The organism is Duganella radicis, assembly GCF_009720825.1.
GTDB classification, from domain to species: domain Bacteria; phylum Pseudomonadota; class Gammaproteobacteria; order Burkholderiales; family Burkholderiaceae_D; genus Rugamonas; species Rugamonas radicis.
Map to the genome: position 1 here is coordinate 57,487 of NZ_WNKY01000020.1, position 25,279 is coordinate 82,765.

Here is a 25,279-nt window from a genome sequence, read left to right on the forward strand (position 1 = left end):
AATTGTGCAATTCACTCAAGGAGAACAAATGAAACAATATGGCGCGGAATTCTTCGGTACCTTCTGGCTGGTGCTGGGCGGCTGCGGCAGCGCCGTGCTGGCGGCGGCCTTCCCCGGCGTCGGCATCGGCCTGCACGGGGTCTCGCTGGCCTTCGGCCTGACCGTGCTGACCATGGCCTACGCCATCGGCCACATCTCGGGCTGCCACCTGAACCCGGCGGTGTCGATCGGCCTGTGGGCCGGCGGCCGCTTCCCGGCCAGCCAGCTGCTGCCCTACATCGTCTCGCAGGTGCTGGGCGGCATCGTCGCCGGCGGCGTGCTGTACCTGATCGCCAGCGGCAAGGCCGGCTTTGACGTCAGCGCCGGCTTCGCCTCCAACGGCTACGGCGCCCACTCGCCGGGCGGCTACTCGCTGAGCGCCGCGCTGGTGACCGAGGTGGTGATGACCATGATGTTCCTGCTGGTGATCCTGGGCGCCACCGATGCGCGCGCACCGAAGGGCTTCGCCCCGCTGCCGATCGGCTTCGCCCTGACCCTGATCCACCTGATCTCCATCCCGGTGACCAACACCTCGGTCAACCCGGCGCGCAGCACCGCCGTGGCGCTGTACGTGGGCGACTGGGCCGTCAGCCAGCTGTGGCTGTTCTGGGTGGCCCCCATCATCGGCGCGCTGCTGGGCGCGGCCGTCTACCGCCTGATCGGCAAGGCCGACTAAGCCAGTTAAGCCCGCTAGGCCAGCAGCGCCCGGCCCGGCGCGCGCGCAGTCTCATCCAGCTTGAAGATGCTGACCGCGCCGGCCAGCCGGGCCGCCTGCTCCTGCATCGCCCCGGGCCGCGGCGGATGCTGCTCACCACCTCCTCCATGGTGCTGCCGGCCTGCCCCACCAGCCGCGTGCCGGCTTCCACCTTGCCCACCGAATCGTCGATCAGCGCCTTGATTTCCTTGGCCGCGCCGGCCGAGCGCTGCGCCAGGCCGCGCACCTCCGACGCCACCACCGCGAAGCCGCGCCCCTGCTCGCCGACACGCGGTGGCTGTGATCGACCAGGTCGCCCCCGGCCACGCATTCGGCCAACGTCACCGTCTCGTTGATGGGCCGGGTGATGCCGGCGGTCAGCCACCAGGCGAAGGCCACGCCAAACGCCACCACCAGCAGCGCCAGCAACACCAGCTAGTTGCAGCATGCCCTCGTACACCTTGGACGAGGGCAGATAGACTTGCTCCAGCAGGCGTGTGGCCTCGGCGGCGTCGCCGGCCGCCTTGCCCTTCATCAGGCCGTCGCGCGAGGCCACATAAATCTTGCGGGTTTCCACCAGCTCGGCCATGAAGCAGCGGCAGGTCCATCATGGCGCGGTGGATTCGGCCACGCCCTGCAATCGATAGATGATAGTAACGCGAACCTGCTGCCACCGGCACCTCTTCAACTGCTTGAAGTTTGAAATATATTTTTAATTTGCATTCTAATCTGCAACAATAAAGGCACCAGCTTGTGTGAAAAGGTTTACACTTTCGGATTCGTTTTGTACGGCCGTTTACATAGCTGGATTTAAAATACAACATTGTTTCTTCGGCCATCCGCACTCCTACACCACTGAGTCATGAGCAACGCATTCCTAGAACACCGCGCCAAATACCGCGAAGCCGTGTCCCGCCGCTACGGCGTCACGCCCGAACTGTACGATGAAGCCTCGCGCCTGCTGGCGCCGCTGGCCACGCCTTTCAGCATGCGCAAGGGCGAGTACCTGCAACGCATCGGCACGCCGGCGCAATATGTGCACTGGCTGCACAGCGGCGTGGCGCGCACCGGCTTCATCACCGAGGCCGGCAACGAGGTGACCCTGCACTTCCAGACCGACGGCGAGCCGGTGGCCGCGCACGACGACCTGTTGCGTTCACGCGATGCGCATCCGGCGATGAACTTTGTGGTGGCGGAGACGGCGATCCACGGCTATCGCCTGGACTGGTCGGAAGTGAGCGCGCTGTACCAAGCCAACAGCCATCTGCGCGACTACTATCTGGCGGCGGCGCAATGCAGCCTCATCGACCAGAGCCGCCGCCTGTACCTGAACGCCTCGCCGGCCCAGGGCCGCCTGAACGCCTTCCGCCGCGAGTACCCGGGGCTGGAGCAGCGCATCTCGCAGAAGGTGGTGGCCTCCTTCCTCGGCATCACGCCGCAGTACATGTCGCAACTGCTGCGGCAGGATGGCAGCAAGTAAAACGAAAGACGCCCCTGGGGCGTCTTTTTTTTTCGGCGCGATCTAATCCGGTCTAATCGGCGCCACCTCAGTCTAAGCCAGACTAAAACGCCTCGGTCCCGGTCTAAAACGGGCGAAAAAACAGCTACGAAAGTCTAAAGCGGTCGCCATTTTCACGTCAAAAGTCTAAACCGCTCCAGCATTCCATTCACTGCGTGCATTTGTAGACTGGTTGCACAAGCTCGCTAAATTCGATCTAAACTTGCGGATATTGATGCTCAGGTAGCTCAGGCCCCTTGGCGATTACACACATTGGAATGGACGTGGAACGTGATAACCCCACTGCGGACCTACGTCGAGCGCGGAATACGGACGCCGTTAAAAATTTTCGGCTCAACTCGGAATTGATGGAGATCGATCTGCACTACTTCCTCCCTTGCCCCCTGAAACAGTTCGTTGGATGATCGACGAGACCGTCGAGCCATATAGTCAATCTGATGGGCCCTTTTTAGCAAACCCGCGAATTCTTGGCGGCACGGCAAGTGGACTATTCAAGGGCGAACCAGCATGGCGGCAGCCGGTACCACGTTAGTGAGCCTCGCTTCAGCTCGCGCAAAACATAGAAGAATTCAGGATGACCATATCTGGCTTCATAAAAAAACAGAACGCCACCTTGCTTCAGGACTTCTCCAAGTCTGGGTATTGCGTGGTCGCCGTAGCTGCTTCAAAGCTCCCGGATATGCAACGCTTTGAAGATTGGGAATTGGAGAAGCTACCAGGCTGTCGAACTTCTAGCGCGCTGGTCATTAGAAAGCGCCCTACCTACGAAGCTGAGTGTTGGGTGCGTTGGGACTACCGTGGATATCGAAAAGCCTTTGCAGCGTACCTAGACGCCTTCTACCCTGAATTTTCAGATGTACTGAATCCATCGCTACATGTCGACCATCTTGAGCCCAGATTCCGCTTTCGAAAGGGCGACAATTACTTTGTGCGCCTCCACCTAGTATCGAGCAAGGTGAATTCCTCGTATGGTGCAGGTTTCGAACAAGGCTTCTATCAAACTGAGCGTTCCAAACCACTGGACGGTGTAGTTCATCTCTCGTGGTTAGGCTTTTGCAAAGCCAAAGGAACACTCCTACCCGGAAAGAATTCCGGTACCCGCGCGTGGGAGCAATGGGCTAGGACAGAGGCGAAAATATTTTCCGAAGATTCCGGTGAGCTGGCTTCACATGCTTACGTTGGGCTGCTGACTTTTCTTCAGCTTGGATACACACGCTACTATGCTGGAGAAGACAAGCAGCTTGATTATGAAGCGATATTCAAAGCCTACGATCGGGCACATCACGCATCTTAAAATTTAAGGAAATTTCGGATGGATGACGACTTCTGGAAGCCTCGTGAAAATCTTAAGCAGCAATTTCACGAGCGCTTAAATGAAATGAGTGGGACCGATTTAGCAAAGGAGTGCATTGAAGCGTTCTTTGACTTGGAAGGTGCTAAGTCTTGGAGGCCGGACAAAGTTGCGTTAGGTGAAGTCGCCAAGGTAATTGACCTGGGACTCGTCATATCAATTCTCAAGCAGACCAATCTTCAGAAGGACTACCAAGATCAGATCAATGAGTCGCTGAAAACAAAGGAAGATATACCGCGTGACTTGTGGAGCGAACTTCTAGTGGCTACTCTAATGAAGCATATGGAAGCATCAGTTCAGTTTGTTCCGCGAGGGGCATCTAAGACGGCCGACCTAAGCTGTAACTGGGATGGGCAGCCATGCTTTGATGTGGAAGTCACTCGGGGGAAAATGAAGGCATGGCATCAGGCTGTCCAGCAGGGCTTGAACGATTTTGTTGACGCCTTAGCGCCAGGTGATGTTGATTGGCATATCGCATGTTTTGTAAGCGACGCCTCAGACAAGGAGATACTGACTAAGTGTTTTGCCGCAGCGGCAAGACTGAAACCGGGAGAGCGGGCTGAGCAGGAAGGACTCTGGTCAGTAACGGCCATTCCTCTCGCAGACAGGGACAGTATTGTTGGCGGCCAGAGTTCCGGACTCTATGCACCAACGTGGTGGCCACAACAGGAAGCTGGATTCTTCATAAACGGTTCTCTACTAAATGGGAAGGGCAATCCTGTAGTGGCACTTCGCTCCCTGGTTCCTTTGACCTCTTACATGAATCCCATAAAACGGAAGGCGGAGCATGGACAGCATACTGGCGGTCGTCCATATGTGATAGCGCTAGACGCCAGTGAGCTGCCGCGTGCTACCACACGACTCCCTGCGGATATCGAGTTGGACTTCCCGATTTGGACGCACGTCTCAGGAGTTTTGATTTTTAGCCCACTGTTCTACATAACATCACGAACAAAGGAGTTCAAATTTCGGTTGCTGGCCAACCCCCATGCCGAATGGCCAATGACAAAGGAGCTTCTTGAACTTAGCCTTGCCACGTCCCACGAGGTAAAGTTTGAAATCTGCGTTTAAGCCACATGAAAGCATCCCATGCCGATTCAAGTGTATTTGGATAGTAGTGATTATTCAAAACTAACTGATCCACGCGGAGTGTCGGACCAACTGCTGTCGATAAAGGAACGATTACTTTCTTGGTCAAAATCCGGAGAAGTGACTTTTCGCTTCTCTGCGGCTCACATTATTGAGATGTCGCCTGTCGAATCGAAGGCAGAGCATGCAGCTGAGGCTCGCGCTGAATTCCTATCCGAACTCTGCGGATTGAACACACTCATCCCCTTCGACGAGCTCACGCTCGCAGAGCTCAAGCGATACGCGTCAAATGAGCCAAATTTAAAGATCGACGCCTACTCAGACAAAGGTAACTGGTTTCCGTCGCTAGGCGAGGGCATCTTCTCCGTACTCGGGGAAGATCGACTTTCACCATCGAACTTCCTTCCAAAGCTGGAAGGACTGTCCAGAGACGCAAGAAGAAAAGCCGAGCGAGAAATCTTCAAGAATGGAAAGCTTCGGGAAGAAGCGAAGCGCAAAATTCTGGCCGAGGCCGATGACGCTATTCGGGCAATCTTGGCCCAGTTCCCGATGCGCAAGCAAGATGCCGATGTGCTCGTGCGTTACATGGTTGGCGATGCCACGAAGGCAAAAGCTGACAACGCGTTCTATGCGAGCCTCCGCGATCCAAATTGGATGATGCAGTGGTTCCGGAATCAGCGCGACCCTATGATGCCAATTATCGAATGGTTGCGGGCTCCTGCGAGGCGACTGCAGGCATCAATGGTAACGGCATCCAACGCATCTCAGCAATTGCGCAAAGTATACAAGGACAACGGCAGCAACTCGATCCCACCTGAACTCTCAGCAAAAGCTCGCGAAGAGATGAGGCTAAGATGGTTGCAGTCCATCAGTATCAGCATCATGGAGGCGAAGCAAGTAGCAGCTCCGCCGTTTGATCTCACGCGAATTCAAGATCTAGCGCCCGGCTTTTGCACCGGCATCTCGGTCTCAAACGATACCTTGTGGGCCTCGGCGTCTGAAAATCCACGTGAATCAATGCCCAGTGATTTTGTCGACGCCGTTCACTCAATGTATGCGCCGTACGTTGACGTGTACCGAACTGACGCTTTCATGACGCCCCTGGTTTCGAAATACGTAAAATCCAGAGGCACTGTCGTTGTGGGGAAAATCACGTCTCTGATAGAAACCATTGAATTCTGCTTACAAAGGCCCCGCTGACAGTGCAGCGCGCATTGGTACCGTGGGATTTGATCACAATCAAATCTAAGACTCTCCAAAGGCCTGCCCTTGTGAAAGCGAGGTCCCAATGGAAGATCCAAGCCTTAACGTGAAAGAAACCAGTTTGGGTCGAGCACTGCCCTGACCGTCGCCGACCATGTGTGATGTGATGTTGACCAATCAGGCTGGGTTGGGGATAAAGCCGAATTGGGTCAGCGCCTTATCCAGCGCGGGGCGTTGCGTTGCACAGCGAGCGCCTCGTAGTCGGTACTGCTGTCACGGTAATGCTCGCGCCGCTTGAGCATGTAAAACACGGTGCGCAGCAGCTTGTGGGCGATGGCGATGATCGAGCGTTTGTGGCCGCGCCGGATGTTGAGCGCCTGGAACTTCGACTTGAACACCGATGACATCCTGCTGGCGGCGTGGGCAAATTCGCACAGCAGGCGGCCGACGTAGGGGTTGCCTTTGCGGACCTTGCCTTTGCGCGAAGCCGTTTGCCTCGGCATACGCAGTCTGCGTGAGGCAAACGGCATACATCTCCGTCACGCGCCCCTTCCAAAATAACTCCCTCGCCGTCAGCACCATGGAACCTCCGACCATGAAAATCGAAGTGTCCGATAGTTCGTCATCCGTGGAAAGGTGGATGCGTTGGACGCTTACATTCCATTCACCGCGTGCATTTGTAGACTGATATTAACCGCTGTGCTTTGCCTTTTGTCATAGGCTGCGGAACAGCTTGACGGCAGACTGGGCGGATGCTGAATACCGCCCCGCACGCCCGTTATGATCTGCCATGGAAAGCTGCGCTGACGCATGCTTTCCGGCCCTTCATGGATTTCTATTTTTCCGATTTCAGCGCCCGCATCGACTGGCGGCAGCGGCCACGCTTTCGCGACAAGGAGCTGGCCAGGCTTGGCCTCTGTGCCAGGCCGGACGTCATGGTGGCGGACAAGCTGGCCGAGGTATGCCTGCGCGATGGCGGCGGGAGAAGGGTGCTGGTCCACATCGAAATCCAGGCGCAGCGCGATCCCAAGCTGGCGCGGCGCATGCGCGACTACAACGACCGCATCAGCGAAGCTTACGGCCTGCCGGTAATCAGTCTGGCGTTGCTGGCCGATGAACATCCCAACTGGCGGCCGCGCCGCTTCCGCCAGCTGTTACCAGGCACGGTAAAGGAGTTCACTTTCAGCATCGCCAAGCTGCTCGATTACGCGGCAGATATTCCTGCGCTGGAGGCTTCAAACAATCCGATCGCCTGGGTCACGCTGGCTCACTGGCACACGCAGCAGGCTCATCATGATCCGGACAAACTCTACGCGGCCAAGATGCACTTGAATAGATTAGTGTTCCAGCACCGCTGGAACAGAACGCGCATAATCGCATTACTGACTATAGCCAATTGGATGATGACTTTGCCTGAGCCACATCATCAACGCTATCTGCGCGCCATCGCCCGGTTGGAAAAGGAGGACGACATGAGACTGTACAATCAAGTGGAACAAACCTACATCGACAACGGCATCAGGATAGGCCTGGAACGAGGGCGGAAAGAAGGCCTTGAACAGGGTGTCGAACAGGGACGCAGGTTAGGCGCGGGCGCGCTGCTGGAGCGGCAGCTTGAGCAGCGTTTCGGCCCCTTGCCGCAAACCGCGCGCAGGAAGTTGGCCAAGGCCAGCGTGGAGCAACTGGAGAACTGGAGCGATGCGCTGGCGACGGCGCAATCGTTGAAGCAGGTGTGGGGATAGGCCGGCGGCGACGCGCTCGCGCCACCGGCCGCGGCTTTACTTCTTGATGCTCTTGATCTTGTTGTTCTCGTCGACGAACACCAGCTTCGGCACGTGGGTCTCGACCGCTTCTTCGCTCATCGGGCCGTAGGTGCAGATGATCAGCAGGTCGCCCAGCTGCGCCTTGCGGGCGGCGGCGCCGTTCAGCGAGATTTCGCCGCTGCCGCGCTTGCCGGCGATGGCGTAGGTGGCGAAACGCTCGCCGTTGTTCACGTTATACAGTTCGATGTATTCGTTGACCTTGATATCCGCAGCTTCCAGCAGGTCCACGTCGATACCGCAGGAACCTTCGTAGTTCAGGTCGGCCTGCGTCACCGTCACGCGGTGCAGCTTGGAACGCAGCATCATTCGTTGCATAGACATCTTATTCCCTCGATAGTAATCATTCAAACTTTGCATCCTGTCCACGCACACGGCAGCGACGCGAGGCGGGCATTGTATCATCAGCCACCCGCTGGGGCTGGCTTTGTGGCATATTGCCTCTAGTAAAAGTCTTCAACTATTTTCATGAAACTCTCGCGCCTGCTCACCCTGTCCACCGCCATGCTGGCGGTGCTGGTGCTTGGCATGCTGGGCCACATCACGCGCGACGCCTGGATACGCTACGAGCACACCAACACCGGCTTGCAAGCGCTGCGCCTGACGCAGCGCGCCATGGTGGCGGCGGAAAAGCTGTCGTTCGAGCGCGGCCCCACCAACGCCGTGCTGGGCGACCGCCTGCCGGCCGACCCGCAACGCCAGTTACTGCTGCAACAGGCGCGCGCCGCCACCGACCTGGCGCTGATGCAGCTGGAGCGCGAACTGCAAACCGATTTCGGCGCCCCGCATCCGGTAGACATGGCGCCGCTGTATCGCGCACTGTCGGCTGCCCGCAACAGCGTCGGCCAGCTGGCCGCGCAGAACCCGGCCGCGCGCACGCCGGCGCTGCTGGGCCAAACGGTCGACCAGATGTTCGCGCTGGTGCCGCTGGCGTTGAACGCGGTGACCGGCTACACGCTGGCATCCGAGCGTGCCTATCCGCGCATCTCGCGCACGCTGATCAAGGCGCGCTACGCGGTCGAGCTGCGCGAGTATGCCGGCCGGCTGGGCTCCGCGCTGACCGTGGCGCTGGCCACGCACCAGCCGCTGACAGAGGCGCAGTACCAGCAGCTGCAATTGCTGCGCGGCCGCCTGGCGCAGTTGCGCCAGTTGCTGCTGGCGCCCGGCGACGGCAGCAGCGACGCGCTGGCGGCGGTGATCGCGCGCATGGACGATGTGTATTTCAATCGCGGTCAACAGCTGGTGGAGCAGATCGAACAGGCCAGCCGCGCTGGCCGCGATTACGGCATGGACACCGGCCAGTTCGCGCAGCGCTACGTGCCCACCATGACACCCATCCTGGCGCTGCGCGACGAGCTGCTGCGCGAAGCGCAGGCACAGGCCTGGAGCGACCACGAACACGCCCGGCGCGAGCTGATCATCGCCTCGATGTCGGGCGTGGCCATCCTGCTGGCATTGACGCTGCTGCTGCTGATTGTGCGGCGGCGCGTGATCGTGCCGCTGCTGCGCGCCACGCGCGCGGTGATCCGGCTGGGCGCCGGCGATTACTCGCGCGATCCCACCGGCAGCGAGCGCCCCGACGAAATCGGCGACATGCTGCGCGCGCTGTCGACGCTGCGCACCAACAGCATCGAGCGCCAGCAGCTGGAGCTGGAGCGCAAGCGCCTGATCGAGGAGTTGCGCCAGCGCGCCGACACCGATTACCTGACCGGCATCCTGAACCGGCGCGCCTTCACCAAGGCCGGCAACCAGCGCCTGCGCGGCGCGCATGACCGCAATGAATCGCTGTCGGTGCTGCTGTTCGATATCGACCACTTCAAGTCGGTCAACGATTCGCACGGCCACGAGGCCGGCGATCAGGTCCTGATCCGGGTGGCGGCGGTGGTGCGCGATCAATTGCGCGATGGCGAAATCCTGGCCCGCCACGGCGGCGAGGAGTTCGTGGTGATGCCGTCGCACTGCACACAGGAGCAAGCCTGCCTGCTGGCCGAACGCCTGCGCAAGGCCATCGCCAGCGAGCCGCTGACACTGGCCGATGGCCACATCCTGCGCGTGACCGCCAGCTTCGGCGTGGCCAGCGCCAGCGGCCCGCAAGCGGCGCTGGACGATCTGTTGCACGCGGCCGACCTGGCGCTGTACCGCGCCAAACGGCACGGCCGCAACTGCGTGGAAAGCGCCGGCTAGCGCGCCGCGCCTACTTGCTCACCGGCGTGAAATTCAGGTCGCGGAAGTCGTAGCTGAAATCCGTCTCGGTGGAGATGGGCGCCATCTTCATGCGCTCGATGCTGCCGTCCGGATTGAGCGCGAACGTCACGTAGGCGTCGGCATTGAAGTTGCGCTCCCGCCAGCGCACGATGAAGGTGTCGTGCTGGAAGTGCTCCAGCTCCCCGCTCAGATCCGGCGTGCGCTCGAAGCGCAGCACCTGCTTGCCGCCCTCCGCGCGGATGCTGATCTTGCCGTACCACGCATCCTCGTACTCGCCGTTGTAGGCCGCCAGCGGCAGCGACGGCTTCGAGTCCGCCGCGCGCGCCGTGTGCTCCTTGCCCTGCCGCTCCAGCTCCTCCTGGTGCGACGCCGCTTCCTGATCGGCGTACAGCTGAATCCAGTCGGAAGGCTGCACCTTGAGGTATTGGTCGAGAATACGGTAGTACAGCGACATCATCACCGGACTGTTTTCCGCATTGGTCAGGAGGGCGATGCCCAGCCTCTCTTCCGGCACCATCAGCATCGTCGAATAAAAGCCTTGCAACGCGCCCGTGTGGATGACGACCTTGCGGCCCTTGTAGTCGCGCAGCTGGAAGCCAAGGCCATAGGCATAGAAGTTAGGCCTGGTGGCGGCCAGCGCCGGCTTGGGCTCGCGGATGCGCATCGGCGTTTGCGCGGTCCACATCTCGGCCGCCTGCTTTGCGCTGAACAGCTGCCGGCCGTTGTCCATTTTGCCGTTGTTGAGCAGTAGCGTCATCCAGCGCGCGATGTCCTCGGCATTGGTATTGATGCCCACCGCGCCCACCGCGTTCGGCACCGGCATCGGCTTCACCACCGCGATCCTGTCATTGATCTTGCTGTGCGGCGCGGCGTGGTCGCTGGCGGCCAGCATCTCGGCCACGCTGGTGTTGGTGCCGCCCATGCCCAGCGGCGTGAAGATGCGCTCGCGCAGCACCTCGCCCCACGGCTTGCCGGCCTTGTCGGCGATGATCTTGCCGGCCACGATGTACAGCAGGTTGTCGTAGGCGTAGCTGGCGCGGAAGCTGGTGGCGGGCTTGATGTAGCGCAGCCGCTCGATGATCTCGTCGCTGCCGAAGGTGGTGCTCGGCCACCACAGCAAGTCGCCGGCGCCGAGTCCAAGACCGCTACGGTGCACCAGCAGGTCGCGCACCGTCATCTGGCCGGTGACGTAGGAATCGTACATCTGGAAGCCCGGCAGGTGCCTGGTGACCGGATCGTCCCACGCCAGCTTGCCCTCGTCGACCAGCATCGCCAGCGCGGCGGCGGTGAAGCCCTTGGAGTTGGAGGCGATTTCAAACAAGGTCTTGCCGTCCACCGGCGTTGGATCGCCCAGCTTGCGCACGCCGTAGCCCTTGGCCGCCACCACCTTGCCATCCTTGACGATGGCGACCGCCATGCCCGGCACGTCGAAGGTTTTCAAGGCGCGGTTGACGTCCGCATCGAGATTAAACGCCGGCACGCTGGCGGCATGCGCCGCCGCCGCGGCCAGCATCAGCGCGGCCGCCATAAAATGCGTATTCGGTTTCATTGCTTCTTGAATGCCTTGTCGACCGCGGCTTGCGTCAGCGGGTGGTAGTGCGAACGCGCCCGGGCGTACAGCGCTTTCGCCCAATCCTTTTCGTTAGGGTTCTTCAGCAATGCGGTGTACAGCGGCACCACGAACAGCTTGCGTCCCACACTGTTGAGGAATTTCTCCAGCGGCTCGCGCACGTTGTAGCCAGCCTTGACCGAGGACAGGTAGAAGCGGTAGGCGATTTCATTGTTGCCGCTCTTGCCCAGGCCGAAGGTCTGGTCCAGCTCCTGCATCTGCGCGGCGCTGGCCTTGCCATCGATGTCGTTCAGGAAGTGCATCCACTCCAGTGCGATCCAGTTCTTGCCGCCCAGTTCAGCGGTCGGCAATTCGCCTTTCAGCCAGGCGGCGCGCTGCGTGTCCAGCGCAGCCAGGCGTGGCGAGACGGCGCGCTTGGCGCTGGCCGGAATGCCGGGCGCGTACAGCCACTCGTCCAGCTCCGAGGCCGACATGTATTCCGGATGCGCGTCCAGCAGGTTTTTCTTCAGGTAGTCGACAAATTCATCGGTGGTGGCCGACTTGAAGGCGTGCGAGTCGAACCAGCCGCGCAGGAAGGGATCGAACACCTCGCGGCCGGCGCGCTGCTCCAGCGTGCGCAGGAACCATGCGCCTTTCGGGTAAATCAGGCTGCCGTCGGAATACAGCGAGGGATCGGTGTCGGCGCCGCGCGTGGCCAGCACCTGCTTGGCCGCCGGGATGCTGGCCAGCGACGCCAGCGCCTCCTCCTGCTCCACTTGCAGGTTCATCTCCGCCACTTCGTCGCCGTACAGTTTCTCGACAATGCGGGTGGTGACGTAGATGGTGAAGCCTTCGTTCATCCAGGTGTACTTCCACGAGGCGTTGGTCACCAGGTTGCCGGACCACGAGTGCGCCAGTTCATGCGCGATCAAATCATTCAGGCTGCGGTCGCCCGCGATCATGGTCGGGGTGAGGAAGGTCATGCGCGGGTTTTCCATGCCGCCGTAAGGGAAGGACGGCGGCAGCACGATCATGTCGTAGCGGTCCCACCGGTAAGGACCGTACAGGCCCTCGGCGGCGGCGATCATTTTCTCGGTGTCGGCCAACTCGTAGGCCGCAGCCTCGATCCGCGCCGGCTCCGCATAGACGGCGGTACGCGGGCCGAGGTTGCGCACTTCGATTTCGCCGATGGCGATGGCCAGCAGGTAGGACGGAATCGGCTGCGCCATCTTGAATTTCCAGCCGCCGGCGCCAGTGGCTTGCTGGTCGTTTTCCGCGCTCATCACCACGCGCAGGCCGGCCGGCGCGTCGATGCGGGCGCTGTAGGTGAAGCGCACGGCGGGCGTGTCCTGCACCGGCGCCCACGAGCGGGCGTTGATGTCCTGCGACTGGCTGAACATGAACGGACGCTTGCCGGACATGGTCTGCTCCGGCGCCATCCATTGCAGCGCGGCGGCCGATGGCGCGGTGCGGTAGTACACGCGCACTTTCTGCGGCTGGAACGGCAGCGCGATGCGCAGGGCACGGCCTTTCTGCGCGTCGAATTTGTCGAGCATGAAGGAAGCGGCGCTCCAGCGGCCATTGACGTTCAGCACCTGCACCTTGGCGATGTTGAGTTCATTGGTGTCCAGCACCAGCGTGCGCACGGATTTATCGATCCAGTTCAGCGTCAGCTCGGCGTAGCCGGACAGGATCTTGTGGCTGAAGTCCGCCTTCAGGTCCAGATACAGATCGGTGGTGCGCACCTGATCGTAGCGGGCGTAGCTCAATGGGTCGGCGTGAGCGGTCAGCGCGGTCAATGCGGATAGCACGAAGGCCGACAAAGTCTTCTTGATCATGGTGATACTTTCAATGTTATCAGTAGCGCTAAGCAGAATAGCATAGCCATGTTTCTGGCATGTGTTAAGATGGCGGCCGTTCTTGGGGAGTAGTCGGCTTGCGCCACCCCGGCGCAAGAACCTGTGTCAACATAATCGGTCCGCAGACCGTGGCGCAGGTGGCCCAGGGTATTCGCCCCTGGCTTGACGAGACCATGACTGATGCGCGGCCTTGGAGGTCGTTTCAAAAAGCCCGCAGCTTCGTTGCGGCTCCTTGCCGTGCAGGCGCACTGTCTTCGTCGCCGCGCCTCGCTGCGTGCATTTTGAAACAACCTCTCTTAGCAGGGCCGGAGCCGCGCTTTGGTCATTGGTTAATCGTTCCGGCCCGCGTACATCATTTACTATGGAAGCCTTCCTCGTCTCTACCGGCATCGTCGCCCTTGCGGAAATCGGCGATAAAACCCAGCTGCTCGCATTTGTCCTCGCCGCCCGGTTCCGTCGTCCCCTGCCCATCGTTGCCGGCATCTTCGTCGCCACCATCGCCAACCACGCTTTCGCCGCCGCCATCGGCGCATGGATCACCAGCCTGATGGGCCCCGAGATCCTGCGCTGGGTGCTGGGCGCCTCCTTCCTCGCCATGGCCGCGTGGACGCTGGTGCCCGATAAGCTGGATGACGACGACACGGAGCTGGCCAGGTACGGCGTGTTCCTCACCACCCTGATCGCCTTTTTCCTGGCCGAGATGGGCGACAAGACGCAGGTGGCCACGGTGGCGCTGGCGGCGCGCTATCACGGCATCGTGGCGGTGGTGGCCGGCACCACGCTGGGCATGATGCTGGCGAACGTGCCGGCCGTGTACTTCGGCGACAGGATCGCCAACCAGGTCTCGCTCAAGCTGGTGCACGGCATCGCCGCGCTGATCTTCGCGGCGCTGGGCGTGGCCACCCTACTGGGCGCCGGCGCCAGCCTGGGCGTCTGAGGCCACCGCCGGCGCGGCCGGCAGCAACAGTTCCACCTGCCGCACGCCGCCGCTGTCACGCAGCTCGATCAGCTGGTCGTGCTGCGGCACGCCATCCACCGTCAGTTGCGGCATGGTCGCGCCATTGCGCACCACGCGGATCTCGTAGCTGGTGCTGGCGTGGCGATAGGTCAGCGTGAACGTGGTCCAGCCGTGCGGCATGCGCGGCTCCAGCTTGAGGTGGGTGGCGGTGCGCGTGAGGCCCAGCAGCGACTCGATGATCAGGCGGTACATCCAGCCCGAGGAACCGGTGTACCAGCTCCAGCCGCCGCGTCCCACATGCGGCGGCACCGCGTACACGTCGGCCGTCACCACGTACGGCTCCACCTTGTACACCGCTGCGCCTTCGGCGGTGCGGCCATGCATGACCGGGTTGATCATGCGCGCCAGCTCCCATGCGCGTTCGGTCTCGCCCAGCCGCGCAAAGGCCATGGCGGTCCAGATGGCGGCGTGGGTGTACTGGCCGCCATTCTCGCGCACGCCCGGCACGTAGCCGCGGATGTAGCCCGGATTCGGCCCCGCTTTGTCGAACGGTGGATCGAGCAGCTGAATGATACCGGAATCACGCCGCACCAGCCGCTGGTTGACCTGCTCCATGGCGCCGCGCACCCGCACCGGATCGGCGGCGCCGGACAGCACGCCCCAGCTTTGCGAAATCGAATCGATCTGGCATTCCTCGTTGGTGTGGGAACCGAGCGGCGTGCCGTCGTCGAAGTAAGCGCGGCGATACCATTCGCCGTCCCACGCGTTCTGCTCCACATTGGCGGCGATGCGGCGTGCCTGCTCGCGGCACTCGGCCGCGAATTCCGCGTCATGCCGCAGATCGGCCACTTCGGCAAAGCGCTTCAACACTTCGCACAGGAAGAAGGCCAGCCACACGCTCTCCCCCTTGCCATGTTCACCCACCTTGTCCATGCCGTCGTTCCAGTCGCAGGAACCGATCAGCGGCAAGCCATGCTCGCCGAAACGCAAGCCGTTGCGGATGGCGCGCACGCAGTGGTCGTACAGCGTGCCATGCTCGCCCGAACGGGCCGGCAGGTCATAGTAAGAATCCTCTTCCGGCTTGACCGGACGCCCTTCCAGATAAGGCACGGTTTCATCGAGGATGGCCAGGTCGCCGGTGCTGGAGACATAGCGCCACGCGCCCAGCGGCAGCCACAGATAATCGTCCGAGCAGTGCGTGCGCACGCCGCGGTCCGAAGGCGGATGCCACCAGTGCTGCACGTCGCCTTCCAGGAACTGGTGGGCGGCGCACAGCAGCAGCTGGTCACGCAGCAGCTGCGGTTGGGTGTGGATGGTGGCCATCGCATCCTGCAACTGGTCGCGGAAGCCGAAGGCGCCGCCGGACTGGTAGTAGCCGCTGCGGGCCCAGATGCGGCAGGCGATGGTCTGGTACATCAGCCAGCCATTGGCGATGACGTCCAGCTCCGGCTCCGGCGTTTCGATGCGCACCGCGCCCAGCGCCTGCTCCCAGTGCGCGTGCACGGCGGCCAGCGCTTCCTGCGCCGCGTTGGTGCTGCGGTATTTCTGCACCATGCTGCTGACATCGGCGTTGCGGCGGCCGCCCACGCCCAGCACGAACACGATCTCGCGCTCCTGTCCCGGCAGCAGATCGAGCGGGGCCTGGATCGCCGCGCAAGCGTCGAGGCCCGCGCCGACCTTGCCCGACAGGCGTGCGCGCCGCAGCGCCGCCGGCGACGCCAGCGAGCCGTTGCGGCCGACGAACTCGGTGCGGTCGGCGGTCACCGTGCGCAGCGTGGCGTCGCAATTGAAGAAGGCCACGCGGCCGCTGAATTCCGTGTTGTAGGCATTGCGCGCAAACAGCGCGCCGCTGACCGGATCGGCTTCGGTGATGATGTGCATGCCCGACTTGGAGCGCATGTCGCCCAGCACCCATTCCACATAACCGAACACCGAGAGGCGGCGCTGCACCAGCGAGTCGTTGCGCACTTTCAGCACGGTGTACTTGATGGGCGCATCGGTGGCCACGAAGGTGGTCAGCTCGCTGTGCACACCGGCCTCGATGTGCTCGAACACGCTGTAGCCAAAGCCGTGGCGCGTGATATATGTGCCATGGCCGCGCGCCGGCAGCGCGGCCGGCGACCAGAACTGGCCGCTCTGCTCATCGCGCAGGTAGAAGGCTTCGCCGCTGGCGTCGCTGACCGGATCGTTGTGCCATGGCGTGAGGCGGAATTCGTGCGCGTTCTCGTGCCAGGTGTAGGCCTGGCCGCTTTCCGATATCACGCTGCCGAACTGCGGATTGGCCAGCACATTGGCCCACGGCGCCGGCGTGCGCTGGCCGGCGCTGGTGGTGATCACGTACTCGCGCCCATCCTCGCTAAAGCCGCCGATGCCGTTTTCCAGCACCAGCCCGCGCGCCGGATGGGTGACCGGGCCGGCGTCCGCGTATTCGCCCCGGCTGTCGGCCATCAGCGGCGGCATGCGCAGGGACGGCGCGGCCGGACGCTTGATCTGCTCGGCCAGCGTGCCGCGCGCGTCGCTGATGATGACGCGCGCCACCGATTGCAGCAGCACCCGGTCCTCGTTGGCGATCTGGTCGGCCTGGCGCACGAAGATGCCGCCCGGCCGGTCGATGGCCTGCGCGTCGATGCCGGAAGCGATCAGGCCCATGATCTGGTCATGCAGGGCCTGGCGGTAGCCGGATTGGTCTTCGTACCAGATCACCAGATCCACCACCAGTCCTTTCAGGCGCCAGTAGGCGTGCGCCTGCACCATCTGGCGCGCCAGCTCGATGTTGGCCGGGTCCTTGATTTGCAGCAGAACGATCGGCAGGTCGCCCGAGATGGCATACGCCCACAGGCCGGACTGGCCGCGCTGATTCTTGATCAGCGTGGCCGCATCGGCGCGCAGCGCGGCGTTCGGATAGATCACCGAGTTGGCCAGGCGCCCGTACAGCTGCCCGTCGGCCTCGCTGGCGTTGAGCTGGCGCAGCACCACCTGACTGTGGGTCCAGGCCAGTTCGAACACGCGGTCGGCCAGATGGCGGTCCTGATATTTGTCGATCAGGTGCAGCGCGGTCTCGCGCTGCTCGGCCATGCCGGTGACGATGTCCACCGTCGCATACTGGTCCGGTTGCAAGGTGATGGTGTAGCGGATCGCCACCACCGGGTCCAGCACCGAGCCCTCGGCCCCGCTCAGCGGGCCGTCGCGCAGCATGGCGTCCGGCGTGGCGGCGGTGTTGCCGCGGCCGATGAAGCGCGAGCGGTCGGTCTCGAACGACACGTTGTTCACTTGCGCGTCGTGCACCATCATCGAGTGCATCAGCCACGGCATGACGTCGCTGGCGCCGCGCGGGCGGCGCGTGCACAGGATGGCATTCTCGTGGCGCAGGATCTCGGTTTGCACAAACAGCTTGCTGAAGGCCGGATGGGCGTTGTCGGCGGCGGCCGGCGCCATCACCACCTCGGCAAAGCTGGTGACCTCGATGGTGCGCACGCGGTCGCTCTTGTTGGTGATGCGGGTGCGGCGCAATTCGATATCGTCTTCCGGCGACACCACGATTTCGGTGTACAGGTCGATGTGGCGGTCGGAGCGGCGGAACTCGGCGCGGCCTTCGGAGAAGATCACTTCGAAGCGGCGCGGATCGACCAGCGTGGGCTGGTAGGTGGTGGACCAGTATTCGCCATCGTCGACATCGCGCACGTAGCAGAAGTTGCCCCAGTTGTCGCGCGTGCTGTCTTCGCGCCAGCGGGTCACCGCCAGGTCCTTCCAGCGGCTGTAGCTGCCGCCGGCGTTGGTGACCATGACGTGATAGCGGCCGTTGGACAGCAGCTGAGTTTCCGGCACCGGCGTGGTGTGCTGGGTCAGCACGCGCATCGGCATGGCCTGCTCCGGCGTGTTGCTGCGGATGGCGGCCAGCTCGGTGGTGTTGGAGTAGAAGGCGCCGGCCTGCGGGCTGCGTTCCTGGAGCACCAGCAGCGTCGATTGCAGCAGCGGGTCGGATTCGAAGCGGCGCTGCATCGGCCGGTCATGCAGCAGATAGCTGAGCGCCAGCAGGCCCATGCCCTGATGGTGGACCATGAAGGAACGGATGATGGCGTAGCTCTGGCCGCGCGGCAGGCGCGAGGCGGTGTAGTCGATCGCCTCGAAGAAGCCGTAGCGGCCCATGAAGCCCAGTTCCGCCATGCGCTGCAAATTGGCGCACGAGGCTTCCGGCTGCACCATCAGGCCCATCATGCTGGCGTAGGGCGCGATCACCAGGTCGTCGGCCAGGCCGCGTTTGAGGCCCAGGCCCGGCACGCCAAACGCGCGGTACTGGTAATTCAGGCTGGCGTCCACGGTGTTGTAGCCGGATTCGGAGATCCCCCACGGCACGTTGCGGCGCTTGCCATAATCGATTTGGGCGTCGATCACCGACTGATAGGTCTGGTCCAGCAGCGTGCTCGGATAATTCGGCATCACCAGCAGCGGCATCAGGTACTCGAACATCGAGCCGCTCCACGACAGCAGCACCGGCTTGCCGGCCACGATGCACAGCTGGCGGCCCAGCGCGAACCAGTGCTCCTGCGGCAGTTGTCCCTGCGCGATGGCGACGAAACTGGCGAGGCGCACCTCGGAGGCCAGCAGGTCGTAGTAGCTGGCGTCCAGCCGGCGCTCGCTGACGTTGTAACCGATCGCCAGCAAGTTGGTGGTGGGGTTGTACAGGAAGCCGTATTCCATTTGCGCGAACTGGCAGGCGCGCTGCGCCAGCCCGGCCAGCGCGCGCATGCGCTCGTGCGCGGCGGCGCTGCCTTGTTCCACCAGCTGCGCCAATTGCCGCTGGCGTTCGCGCTCGGCCGGAGCCAGGTCGTTGACCGCCACCGTGGCGCTGGCGCGTGCCAGCGCCGCCAGCTCGCGCAGGGTGGGCATGCGCATCATGTTGGTGTCCAGTACCACGTCAGGCGACAGCGCGGCCCATGGCGTCAGCAGTTCCAGTTCATCCAGCGCGGCGCGGCACTGCCGCACCAGCGACTGGCACCATGCGCCGCCTGCCTCGCCGTGGGCGGTGGCACGCGGCAGCAGTTCGTCGGCGGTGGCGGCCACGCGCAGCAGCCAGGCATGCAGCTGTTGCAGGTTGGACGCGTCCTGCGGCGGCGTGAGGGCGTTGAGCAGCGCGCTGGCCCCACCGGTGCCGGCAGCGGCGGTAGTGGCGGCGGCGCCGGTGGCGGCTTCGCTCAGCGTTTCATCCAGCACGCGCGCGGTGGCGGCCAGGCCGTCGACGATTTGCGGCCCCAGCACCGGCGCATCGTACAAGCCGGTCAAGCCAGGCTGCAATGTCAGCAGGTGGCCGGCCAGATTGCCGCTGTCGACGGTCGATATATAAATCGGATGCAGTGGCTTGAGGGTTTGCGTGTCGTACCAGTTGTAGAAGTGGCCGTGGTGCCGTTCCAGCTTGTCCATGCTGTCCAGCGTGTGGGCGGTGCGCTGCATCAGCTGGGCCACCGTGATGTAGCCGAAATCGCTGGCGCTCAGGTTGGCCAGCAAGGCCATGCCGATGTTGGTCGGCGAGGTGCGGTGCGCCACCACCTGCACTGGGTGCTCCTGCATATTATCGGGCGGCAGCCAGTTGTCTTCCGGGCCGACGAAGCGGTCGAAATAGGCCCAGGTGCGGCGCGCCAGCTTGTGCAGGAACTGCTGCTGCTCGGGCGTGAGCTGGGCGTGCCGGCGCGCGATCGGGCGGCTGATCCAGTTGGCCACCGCCGGCGCCACCAGCCACGCCAGCAGGAACAGCGAGGCGGCCGGCAGGCTGGCCGGCTTCCAGCCCAGCAGCGCGCCGCCGACGAACAGCGCCAGCACCGGCGAGAACCACATGGTGCGCCAGGTGCTGGCGTTGCCCTCGGCCTGGCGCGACAGGGCCGAAGCGCGCCATTCCAGCAGGCGGCGGTGCGAGACCAGCGTGCGCCACAGGCTGCGCAGGATGGCGTCCATGCTGAAATAGGCCTCATACGGCAGGAACACCAGCATCAGTATCGCGTGCGAGAACTGCATGCCGCCGCGCCGCAGCGCCGCCCGGATATGCTGGCTCCACAAGGTGTCGCGCGGACGGCGGCACAAGTCGTGCGCCAGGCTGACCAGCGGCGGCAGGAAGATCACCGCCAGCACGGCCATGGTCCACATCCACGGCTGCGGCAACCAGCGCCACGCGGTGACCAGCGACAGCACCAGCGCCGGCGCGGTCAGGCTGCGGCGCAGATTGTCAAACAGCTTCCAGCGCGACAGCGGCGACAACGGATTCTTTTCGCGCTTGCCGCCGCGGCCCGGCACCCGCCCGGCCAGCCAGCCGGTCAGCTGCCAGTCGCCGCGGATCCAGCGCTGGCGGCGCGTGACGTCGTCGCTGTAGCGCGCCGGGTATTGCTCGTACAGCTGGGCGTCGCTCAGCAGGCCGGCGCGCAGGTAGCAGCCTTCCAGCAGGTCGTGGCTGAGGATGCGGTTTTCCGGCAAGCGCCCTCCCAGCACTTGCTCGAACACGTCGACATCGTAGATGCCCTTGCCGATGAAGGAGCCCTCGAAGAACACGTCCTGGTACACGTCCGACACGGTGCGGGTGTAGGGATCGATGCCAGGCTCGCCGCCGCACAGTTTTTCGTAGCGCGAGGCATTTTCGCTCGGCAGGCTGACCGCCACGCGCGGCTGCAAGATGCCATAGCCCTCGGTGACGCGGCCGCGCGCCAGGTCCACGCGCGGGCGGTTGAGCGGGTGCTGCATGGTGGCGACGAACTCGCGCGCGGCGTCGCGCGGCAGTTGGGTGTCGGTGTCCAGCGTGATGACGTAGCGGATGCTTTCCAGCTCCGAGGTATCGCCCGCCACCACCGAGAATTTATTGCGCGCGCCGCCGCGCAGGTAGCGGTTCAGATCCTCCAGCTTGCCGCGCTTGCGCTCATAGCCCATCCACACGCCCTCCTGCGGGTTCCACAGGCGCGGCCGGTGCAGCAGGAGGAACGACGACGCTGGCTGACCGTCGGCGTATTTGTGGTTCAGGTGCGCCACACCGCGCTTGAGGTGCTCGACCAGCGCATCGTCATCGGGCATGCGCTCGGCGCGGGCGTCGGCGAAATCGGTCAGCAGGCAAAACATCAGGTTGGGATCGCGGTTGGCGAGAAAGCGCACCTCCAGCTGCTCGTACAACTCGTCGATGTTCTCCTTGCTGTAGACCAGCGTGGGCACCACCACCATGGTGCGCGCGTCGGCCGGGATGCCTTCCTTGAAGTCCATGCGCGGCAAGGGGTTGGGCTGGGTGACCAGGGTGGCGAACCAGTTCACGAGGCTGAGCGCCAGCTGGCTGCTGCCCAGCAGCGCCAGCACGCCCAGCGCGATCATCACGCCGCCACGCACGCCATGGAAGGCGGCGCGCTCCAGCAGCAGCGCGGTGCACACCAGCGCAATCGCGGCGATGGCGCCGAGGTAGGACGTCAGCGGCGCGGCGCGCGAGGTTTGCTGCAAGGCCTCCAGCCACGGGCGCCGCATGCCGGCCTGCTTTTCCAGCGCGGCCAGGCCGCCGCCGATCAGGTAGAAGCCCACGTGGCCATGGCGCGCGTCGTCGCCGCCATGATGATTGAGCGCCAGCTGCAAGGCCTGCTGCGCCACTTCCTCCTCCGAAAAGCGCGAGCGCTTGGCGATTTTCTCGATCGCGTGGCGGTACTGGTCGCGGGTGGAGAATTCCATCTTGCCGTAGATGTCGGCCGGGTCCTGGCGCAGGGTTTGTTCGACCACGCTCATGGTCTCGACAAACTCCTGCCAGTCCATGGTGCCGAGGAAGCGCAGGCTGCCGATGCTGTTGGCGATCGAGACCTGCTCGGCCGCCTGCTGCTGGATCTCGGCCTGGATCTGCTGCTCGATGGTCTGGCCGCTTTCGGCCAGGCGGTGGGTGATCCAGGTCAGCGCCAGCGTCAGCGCCGGGCTTTGGCCTTGCAGGCGGCGCGCCAGCTCGGCCACGAAGGCGCTGGTGATGGGCGGATTGGAGCGCGCCATGTCGGCCACCATCAGAATCAGGCCGCTGGGATTCTTTTCCGCGATCTCGGTCATCTGGTCGGCCCAGGTGTTGGCCAGGTCGCGCTGGAGGCGGTTCTCGGCCACGCGGGCGGCCACGCGGCGCAGGTTTTCGATCAGCGCCAGCCGCAGCATGATGGGGATGGCCCACAGCTCGCCCAGCTTGAGGGTGGCCACTTCCTGATAGGCGTCGACAAAGCGGCACAGCGATTCCGGATCGACGCGGCCGTCGCCGTGGGCGATGATTTCCAGCGCGATCTTGTAGACCCGTGGGCAGCCCTCCGGCGCGCCCTTGCCCAGGCGCGGCAATTCCTTGCTGTAGTTCTTCGGCAGGTGACGGCGGGCAATGCGGATCTGTTCTTCGATCAAATAGAAATTGTCCAGCAGCCATTCCGAAGCCGGCGTGATCTGGCGCCCGGCCTTGACGGCGGCGGTCAGCTCGTCGCAGGTGGCATCGATGACGGCGGCGTTTTCGGCCAGCCGCGACAGCAGGCGGTCGCGCCCGCCGCGCTTGCTCAGTTCGTGATGCTTGGCCAGGGTCTTGCCATGCGCCGCCATTTGCGCGGCGCTGAACAATTCCGCCCGCAGCGGCAGGTCCTCGCCATCCTCCTCTGATAACAGGGAGCCGCTGCGGGACTCGCGGAAGCCGAGGCTGAGCTCGGGCAGCAGGGGATTAGACTTGTTCAACTTGGACCTCGCTGGAAAGCTGCGAATGAAAAATTATCGGCCAAGCCATGGTACGGCGGCGCACCGTACGCTACTGTACGGTGACGTACATAACAAAGTCAGCAATAAAAAAACGGGCCGCTGAGCGGCCCGTAAAAGTGAGGAGAAGAAACTATTTATATCGTTTTTCAGGCTGCCAGCGGCAGCGGCAGCGGCGCCGGCGCGGCGCCCGCCAGTGCCAGCCCACCGTTCAGGCTGTAAGCCTGGCGATGGCCGAGACGGCGCAGGCATTGCGCCGCTTTCAGACTGCGGTTGCCGCTGCGGCAGAAGAACACCAGCGGCGTTTGCTCGGCGTGCAGCCAGGCGCTGGCGTACTCGGCCAGGCGCCCCAGCGGCACGCTCAGCGCCGCGCGGCCGGCCCAGGCCGGCGCCACGGTGGCCGCGAATTCGTAGGGCTCGCGCACGTCGACCAGGCAAGCGTCCGGGTGGGCTTGCAGGAAAGCGTCCAGCGCGCCGCTGTCGAGTTGCGCGTCGGCAGCCAGCGTTGCCAGCGGTTCAGCAATGGTGCAGAACTGGTTGTGCTCGTCGCGGGTGGGACAGAGCAGCGTGTGGCCGGCGCTGACCGCACCCAGCACTTGCAGCGCGGGACGCGCGCTGAAGGCGAAGCGCACGGCGGCGGCCGGCAGCCTGCCCTCTTGCGGCGCGCCCAGCAGGTAGGCGCGCAGCTCGTCGCCGCCGCCGCAGGGCACGCAGGCCAGCACCTGTTCGCCCAGCTGGATGGCGGACGCGCCGGCGCCATTGCCGAGCACGATGCTGGCGGCGTGGCGCGGCCAGCCGTATTCGTCGGCGTCGGCATGGCGGTTGAAGTGGCGCCCCAGCGCCTCGATCAGCATGTCGCGGCCGGCATTGGGCAAGGTGCTGACGATGGCTTGCACCTGATAGTTCTGGCAGCGCACATAGGATTCGATGCGCGCGGTGTGGTCCGGCAGCGGATCGATGACGATGCAACTGCGGCTGGCGGCGTCCAGCACCATCCAGCTGCACGCGCCCTCCACGCCCAGTTGCAGCAAGCCGTCGTGCGGTGCGGCGCCGCGCTCGGACGGGATCAGGCAGCTGGCGCGCAGGGCTGCGCCGCAGCGCGCGATGCGTTCGCAGGCGGCGGCGATGGTGGCTTCATCGGCCAGCGGGCCGAACGACATGCGGATGGCGCCGGCGCTGCGCCACAGCGGCAGGCCCATGGCGTCCAGCACGTAGCTGGGTGCAGCCTTGGAGGACGAGCAGGCGCTGCCGGCGCTGACGCGCACCTCGGCGGCGTCAAACACATCCATCAGCTCGCGACTGGACAGGCCGGGCACGGCGAAATTCAGCGTGGTCGGCAAGGCCTTGTCGAACGGGTTGTTGAACACCACGCCCGGCAAGGCGGCGCGCAGGCTGTCGGCCAGGCGGGCGCGGAAGCCGCACAGCTCGGCGGTGCCGCGGAAGGTGTCGCCGCGTTCCAGCGCCGACAGCACCGCGCCCAAGGCGGCGATGCCGGCCATGTTTTCGGTGCCGGAGCGCAGGCCGCCCTCCTGGCCGCCGCCTGTGATGAGCGGCGTGAACGGCGCGCCGGCGCGCACGTACAGCATGCCAACGCCCTTGGGCGCGTACAGCTTATGGCCGGAGAACGGCGCGTAATCGATGCGGGTGGACGACAGATCCAGCTTGAGCTTGCCCAGCGCCTGCACGCAGTCGACCAGCCACAGCGCCTTGCTGCCTTCCAGCGCGGCGGCGATGCCGTCGAGATCGCTGATGACGCCGGTTTCGTTATTGGCGGCCATGGTGCAGACCATGGCGGCTTGCGGCGCCACCTCGCGCAGCGCTGGCAGGCTGTGCGCGCCGTCGTGGTCGACCGGCAGTTTGTGCAGCGTCAGGTTCAGGCCCAGCAGGCGATTCCAGTGCGCCAGGCTTTCCGGCACCGCCTTGTGTTCGGTGGCGCCGTAGACCAGCAGCGAGCCGATGGCTTCGCCCGCAGCGCGGCGCTCGCGCAGCGACACCAGCGCCGACAGCACGGCGGTATGGATACCTTCGGTGGCGCCGCTGTTGAACATCAGGCGGCCGTCGCCCACGCCCAGCAGGCGCACGGCGCAGGCACGCGTCTGGTCGAGGATGGACTTGGCCTTGAGGCCGGTGGCGTGGGTGCTGCTCGGATTGCCGTAGCGCTGGCCCATGGCGTCGGTGGCCGCGGCAATGGCGGCCGGCAGAACAACGCTGGTGGCGTTGCTGTCGAGATAGATTTCAGTAGTCATCCGTATAGCTTACGCACTGATGCTGAAATAAACGTACC

The 25,279-nt window shown here is 63.7% G+C and carries 13 protein-coding genes, 2 pseudogenes and 1 riboswitch; of the genes and pseudogenes, 8 read left to right on the forward strand and 7 right to left on the reverse strand.

What is annotated here, in order from left to right; translation table 11 throughout:
* The first annotated feature begins 28 nt into the window (after positions 1-28).
* A complete protein-coding gene (aqpZ, locus tag GM676_RS18225) occupies positions 29-715 on the forward strand; it encodes an aquaporin Z (RefSeq protein WP_155465215.1) in 687 nt (228 codons plus the stop codon).
* Between the two features lie 118 nt (positions 716-833).
* Here the strand turns inward: aqpZ and GM676_RS32310 are convergent.
* Positions 834-1,025, reverse strand: a pseudogene (locus GM676_RS32310) (methyl-accepting chemotaxis protein); the annotation flags it as partial.
* Between the two features lie 570 nt (positions 1,026-1,595).
* Here GM676_RS32310 and GM676_RS18240 point away from each other — a divergent pair.
* From GM676_RS18240 to GM676_RS18255, 4 genes are all read left to right on the forward strand, one after another.
* Positions 1,596-2,213: a Crp/Fnr family transcriptional regulator gene (locus tag GM676_RS18240; RefSeq protein WP_229262756.1), complete on the forward strand. Its 618-nt coding sequence runs from the start codon at positions 1,596-1,598 to the stop codon at positions 2,211-2,213.
* Between the two features lie 613 nt (positions 2,214-2,826).
* Positions 2,827-3,546, forward strand: coding sequence for a hypothetical protein (locus GM676_RS18245; protein WP_155465217.1), 720 nt, complete (start codon positions 2,827-2,829; stop codon positions 3,544-3,546).
* A gap of 18 nt (positions 3,547-3,564) precedes the next feature.
* Positions 3,565-4,674, forward strand: coding sequence for a hypothetical protein (locus GM676_RS18250; protein WP_155465219.1), 1,110 nt, complete (start codon positions 3,565-3,567; stop codon positions 4,672-4,674).
* Positions 4,675-4,692: 18 nt separating this feature from the next.
* The gene (locus GM676_RS18255; RefSeq protein WP_155465221.1) at positions 4,693-5,892 is read left to right on the forward strand and encodes a hypothetical protein; all 1,200 of its coding nucleotides are present in this window, start codon (positions 4,693-4,695) and stop codon (positions 5,890-5,892) included.
* Between the two features lie 180 nt (positions 5,893-6,072).
* On the opposite strand, the pseudogene GM676_RS18260 reads toward GM676_RS18255, so the two are convergent.
* Positions 6,073-6,377 (reverse strand): annotated as a pseudogene (locus tag GM676_RS18260) (IS110 family transposase); the annotation flags it as partial.
* A 270-nt stretch (positions 6,378-6,647) separates the two neighbouring features.
* Between GM676_RS18260 and GM676_RS18265 the strand changes: the two are divergent.
* Positions 6,648-7,637: a DUF4351 domain-containing protein gene (locus GM676_RS18265; protein ID WP_155465223.1), complete on the forward strand. Its 990-nt coding sequence runs from the start codon at positions 6,648-6,650 to the stop codon at positions 7,635-7,637.
* A gap of 36 nt (positions 7,638-7,673) precedes the next feature.
* On the opposite strand, the gene panD is transcribed toward GM676_RS18265, so the two are convergent.
* Positions 7,674-8,033, reverse strand: a complete 360-nt coding sequence (panD, locus tag GM676_RS18270) for an aspartate 1-decarboxylase (protein ID WP_155465275.1) — start codon at positions 8,031-8,033, stop codon at positions 7,674-7,676.
* 150 nt (positions 8,034-8,183) lie between these two features.
* On the opposite strand from panD, the gene GM676_RS18275 reads away from it, so the two are divergent.
* Complete coding sequence (locus GM676_RS18275; RefSeq protein ID WP_155465225.1) at positions 8,184-9,899, forward strand: GGDEF domain-containing protein; 1,716 nt, start codon at positions 8,184-8,186, stop codon at positions 9,897-9,899.
* A gap of 10 nt (positions 9,900-9,909) precedes the next feature.
* On the opposite strand, the gene GM676_RS18280 is transcribed toward GM676_RS18275, so the two are convergent.
* Both GM676_RS18280 and GM676_RS18285 read right to left on the reverse strand, forming a co-directional pair.
* The gene (locus GM676_RS18280) at positions 9,910-11,469 is read right to left on the reverse strand and encodes a serine hydrolase (RefSeq protein ID WP_155465227.1); all 1,560 of its coding nucleotides are present in this window, start codon (positions 11,467-11,469) and stop codon (positions 9,910-9,912) included.
* A complete protein-coding gene (locus GM676_RS18285) occupies positions 11,466-13,307 on the reverse strand; it encodes a M1 family metallopeptidase (RefSeq protein WP_155465229.1) in 1,842 nt (613 codons plus the stop codon). Before GM676_RS18285 ends, GM676_RS18280 begins: the two co-directional genes overlap by 4 nt.
* Before the next feature lie 72 nt (positions 13,308-13,379).
* Positions 13,380-13,578, forward strand: a riboswitch (yybP-ykoY riboswitch).
* A gap of 111 nt (positions 13,579-13,689) precedes the next feature.
* On the opposite strand from GM676_RS18285, the gene GM676_RS18290 reads away from it, so the two are divergent.
* A complete protein-coding gene (locus GM676_RS18290; RefSeq protein WP_155465231.1) occupies positions 13,690-14,265 on the forward strand; it encodes a TMEM165/GDT1 family protein in 576 nt (191 codons plus the stop codon).
* Here GM676_RS18290 and GM676_RS18295 read toward each other — a convergent pair.
* A complete protein-coding gene (locus GM676_RS18295; RefSeq protein WP_155465233.1) occupies positions 14,233-22,977 on the reverse strand; it encodes a GH36-type glycosyl hydrolase domain-containing protein in 8,745 nt (2,914 codons plus the stop codon). The two genes, GM676_RS18290 and GM676_RS18295, sit on opposite strands and share 33 nt — an antisense overlap.
* A gap of 167 nt (positions 22,978-23,144) precedes the next feature.
* Positions 23,145-25,241 (reverse strand): aminotransferase class V-fold PLP-dependent enzyme, encoded by a 2,097-nt coding sequence (locus GM676_RS18300; protein WP_155465235.1) that lies wholly within the window; start codon positions 25,239-25,241, stop codon positions 23,145-23,147.
* Positions 25,242-25,279 lie beyond the last annotated feature (38 nt).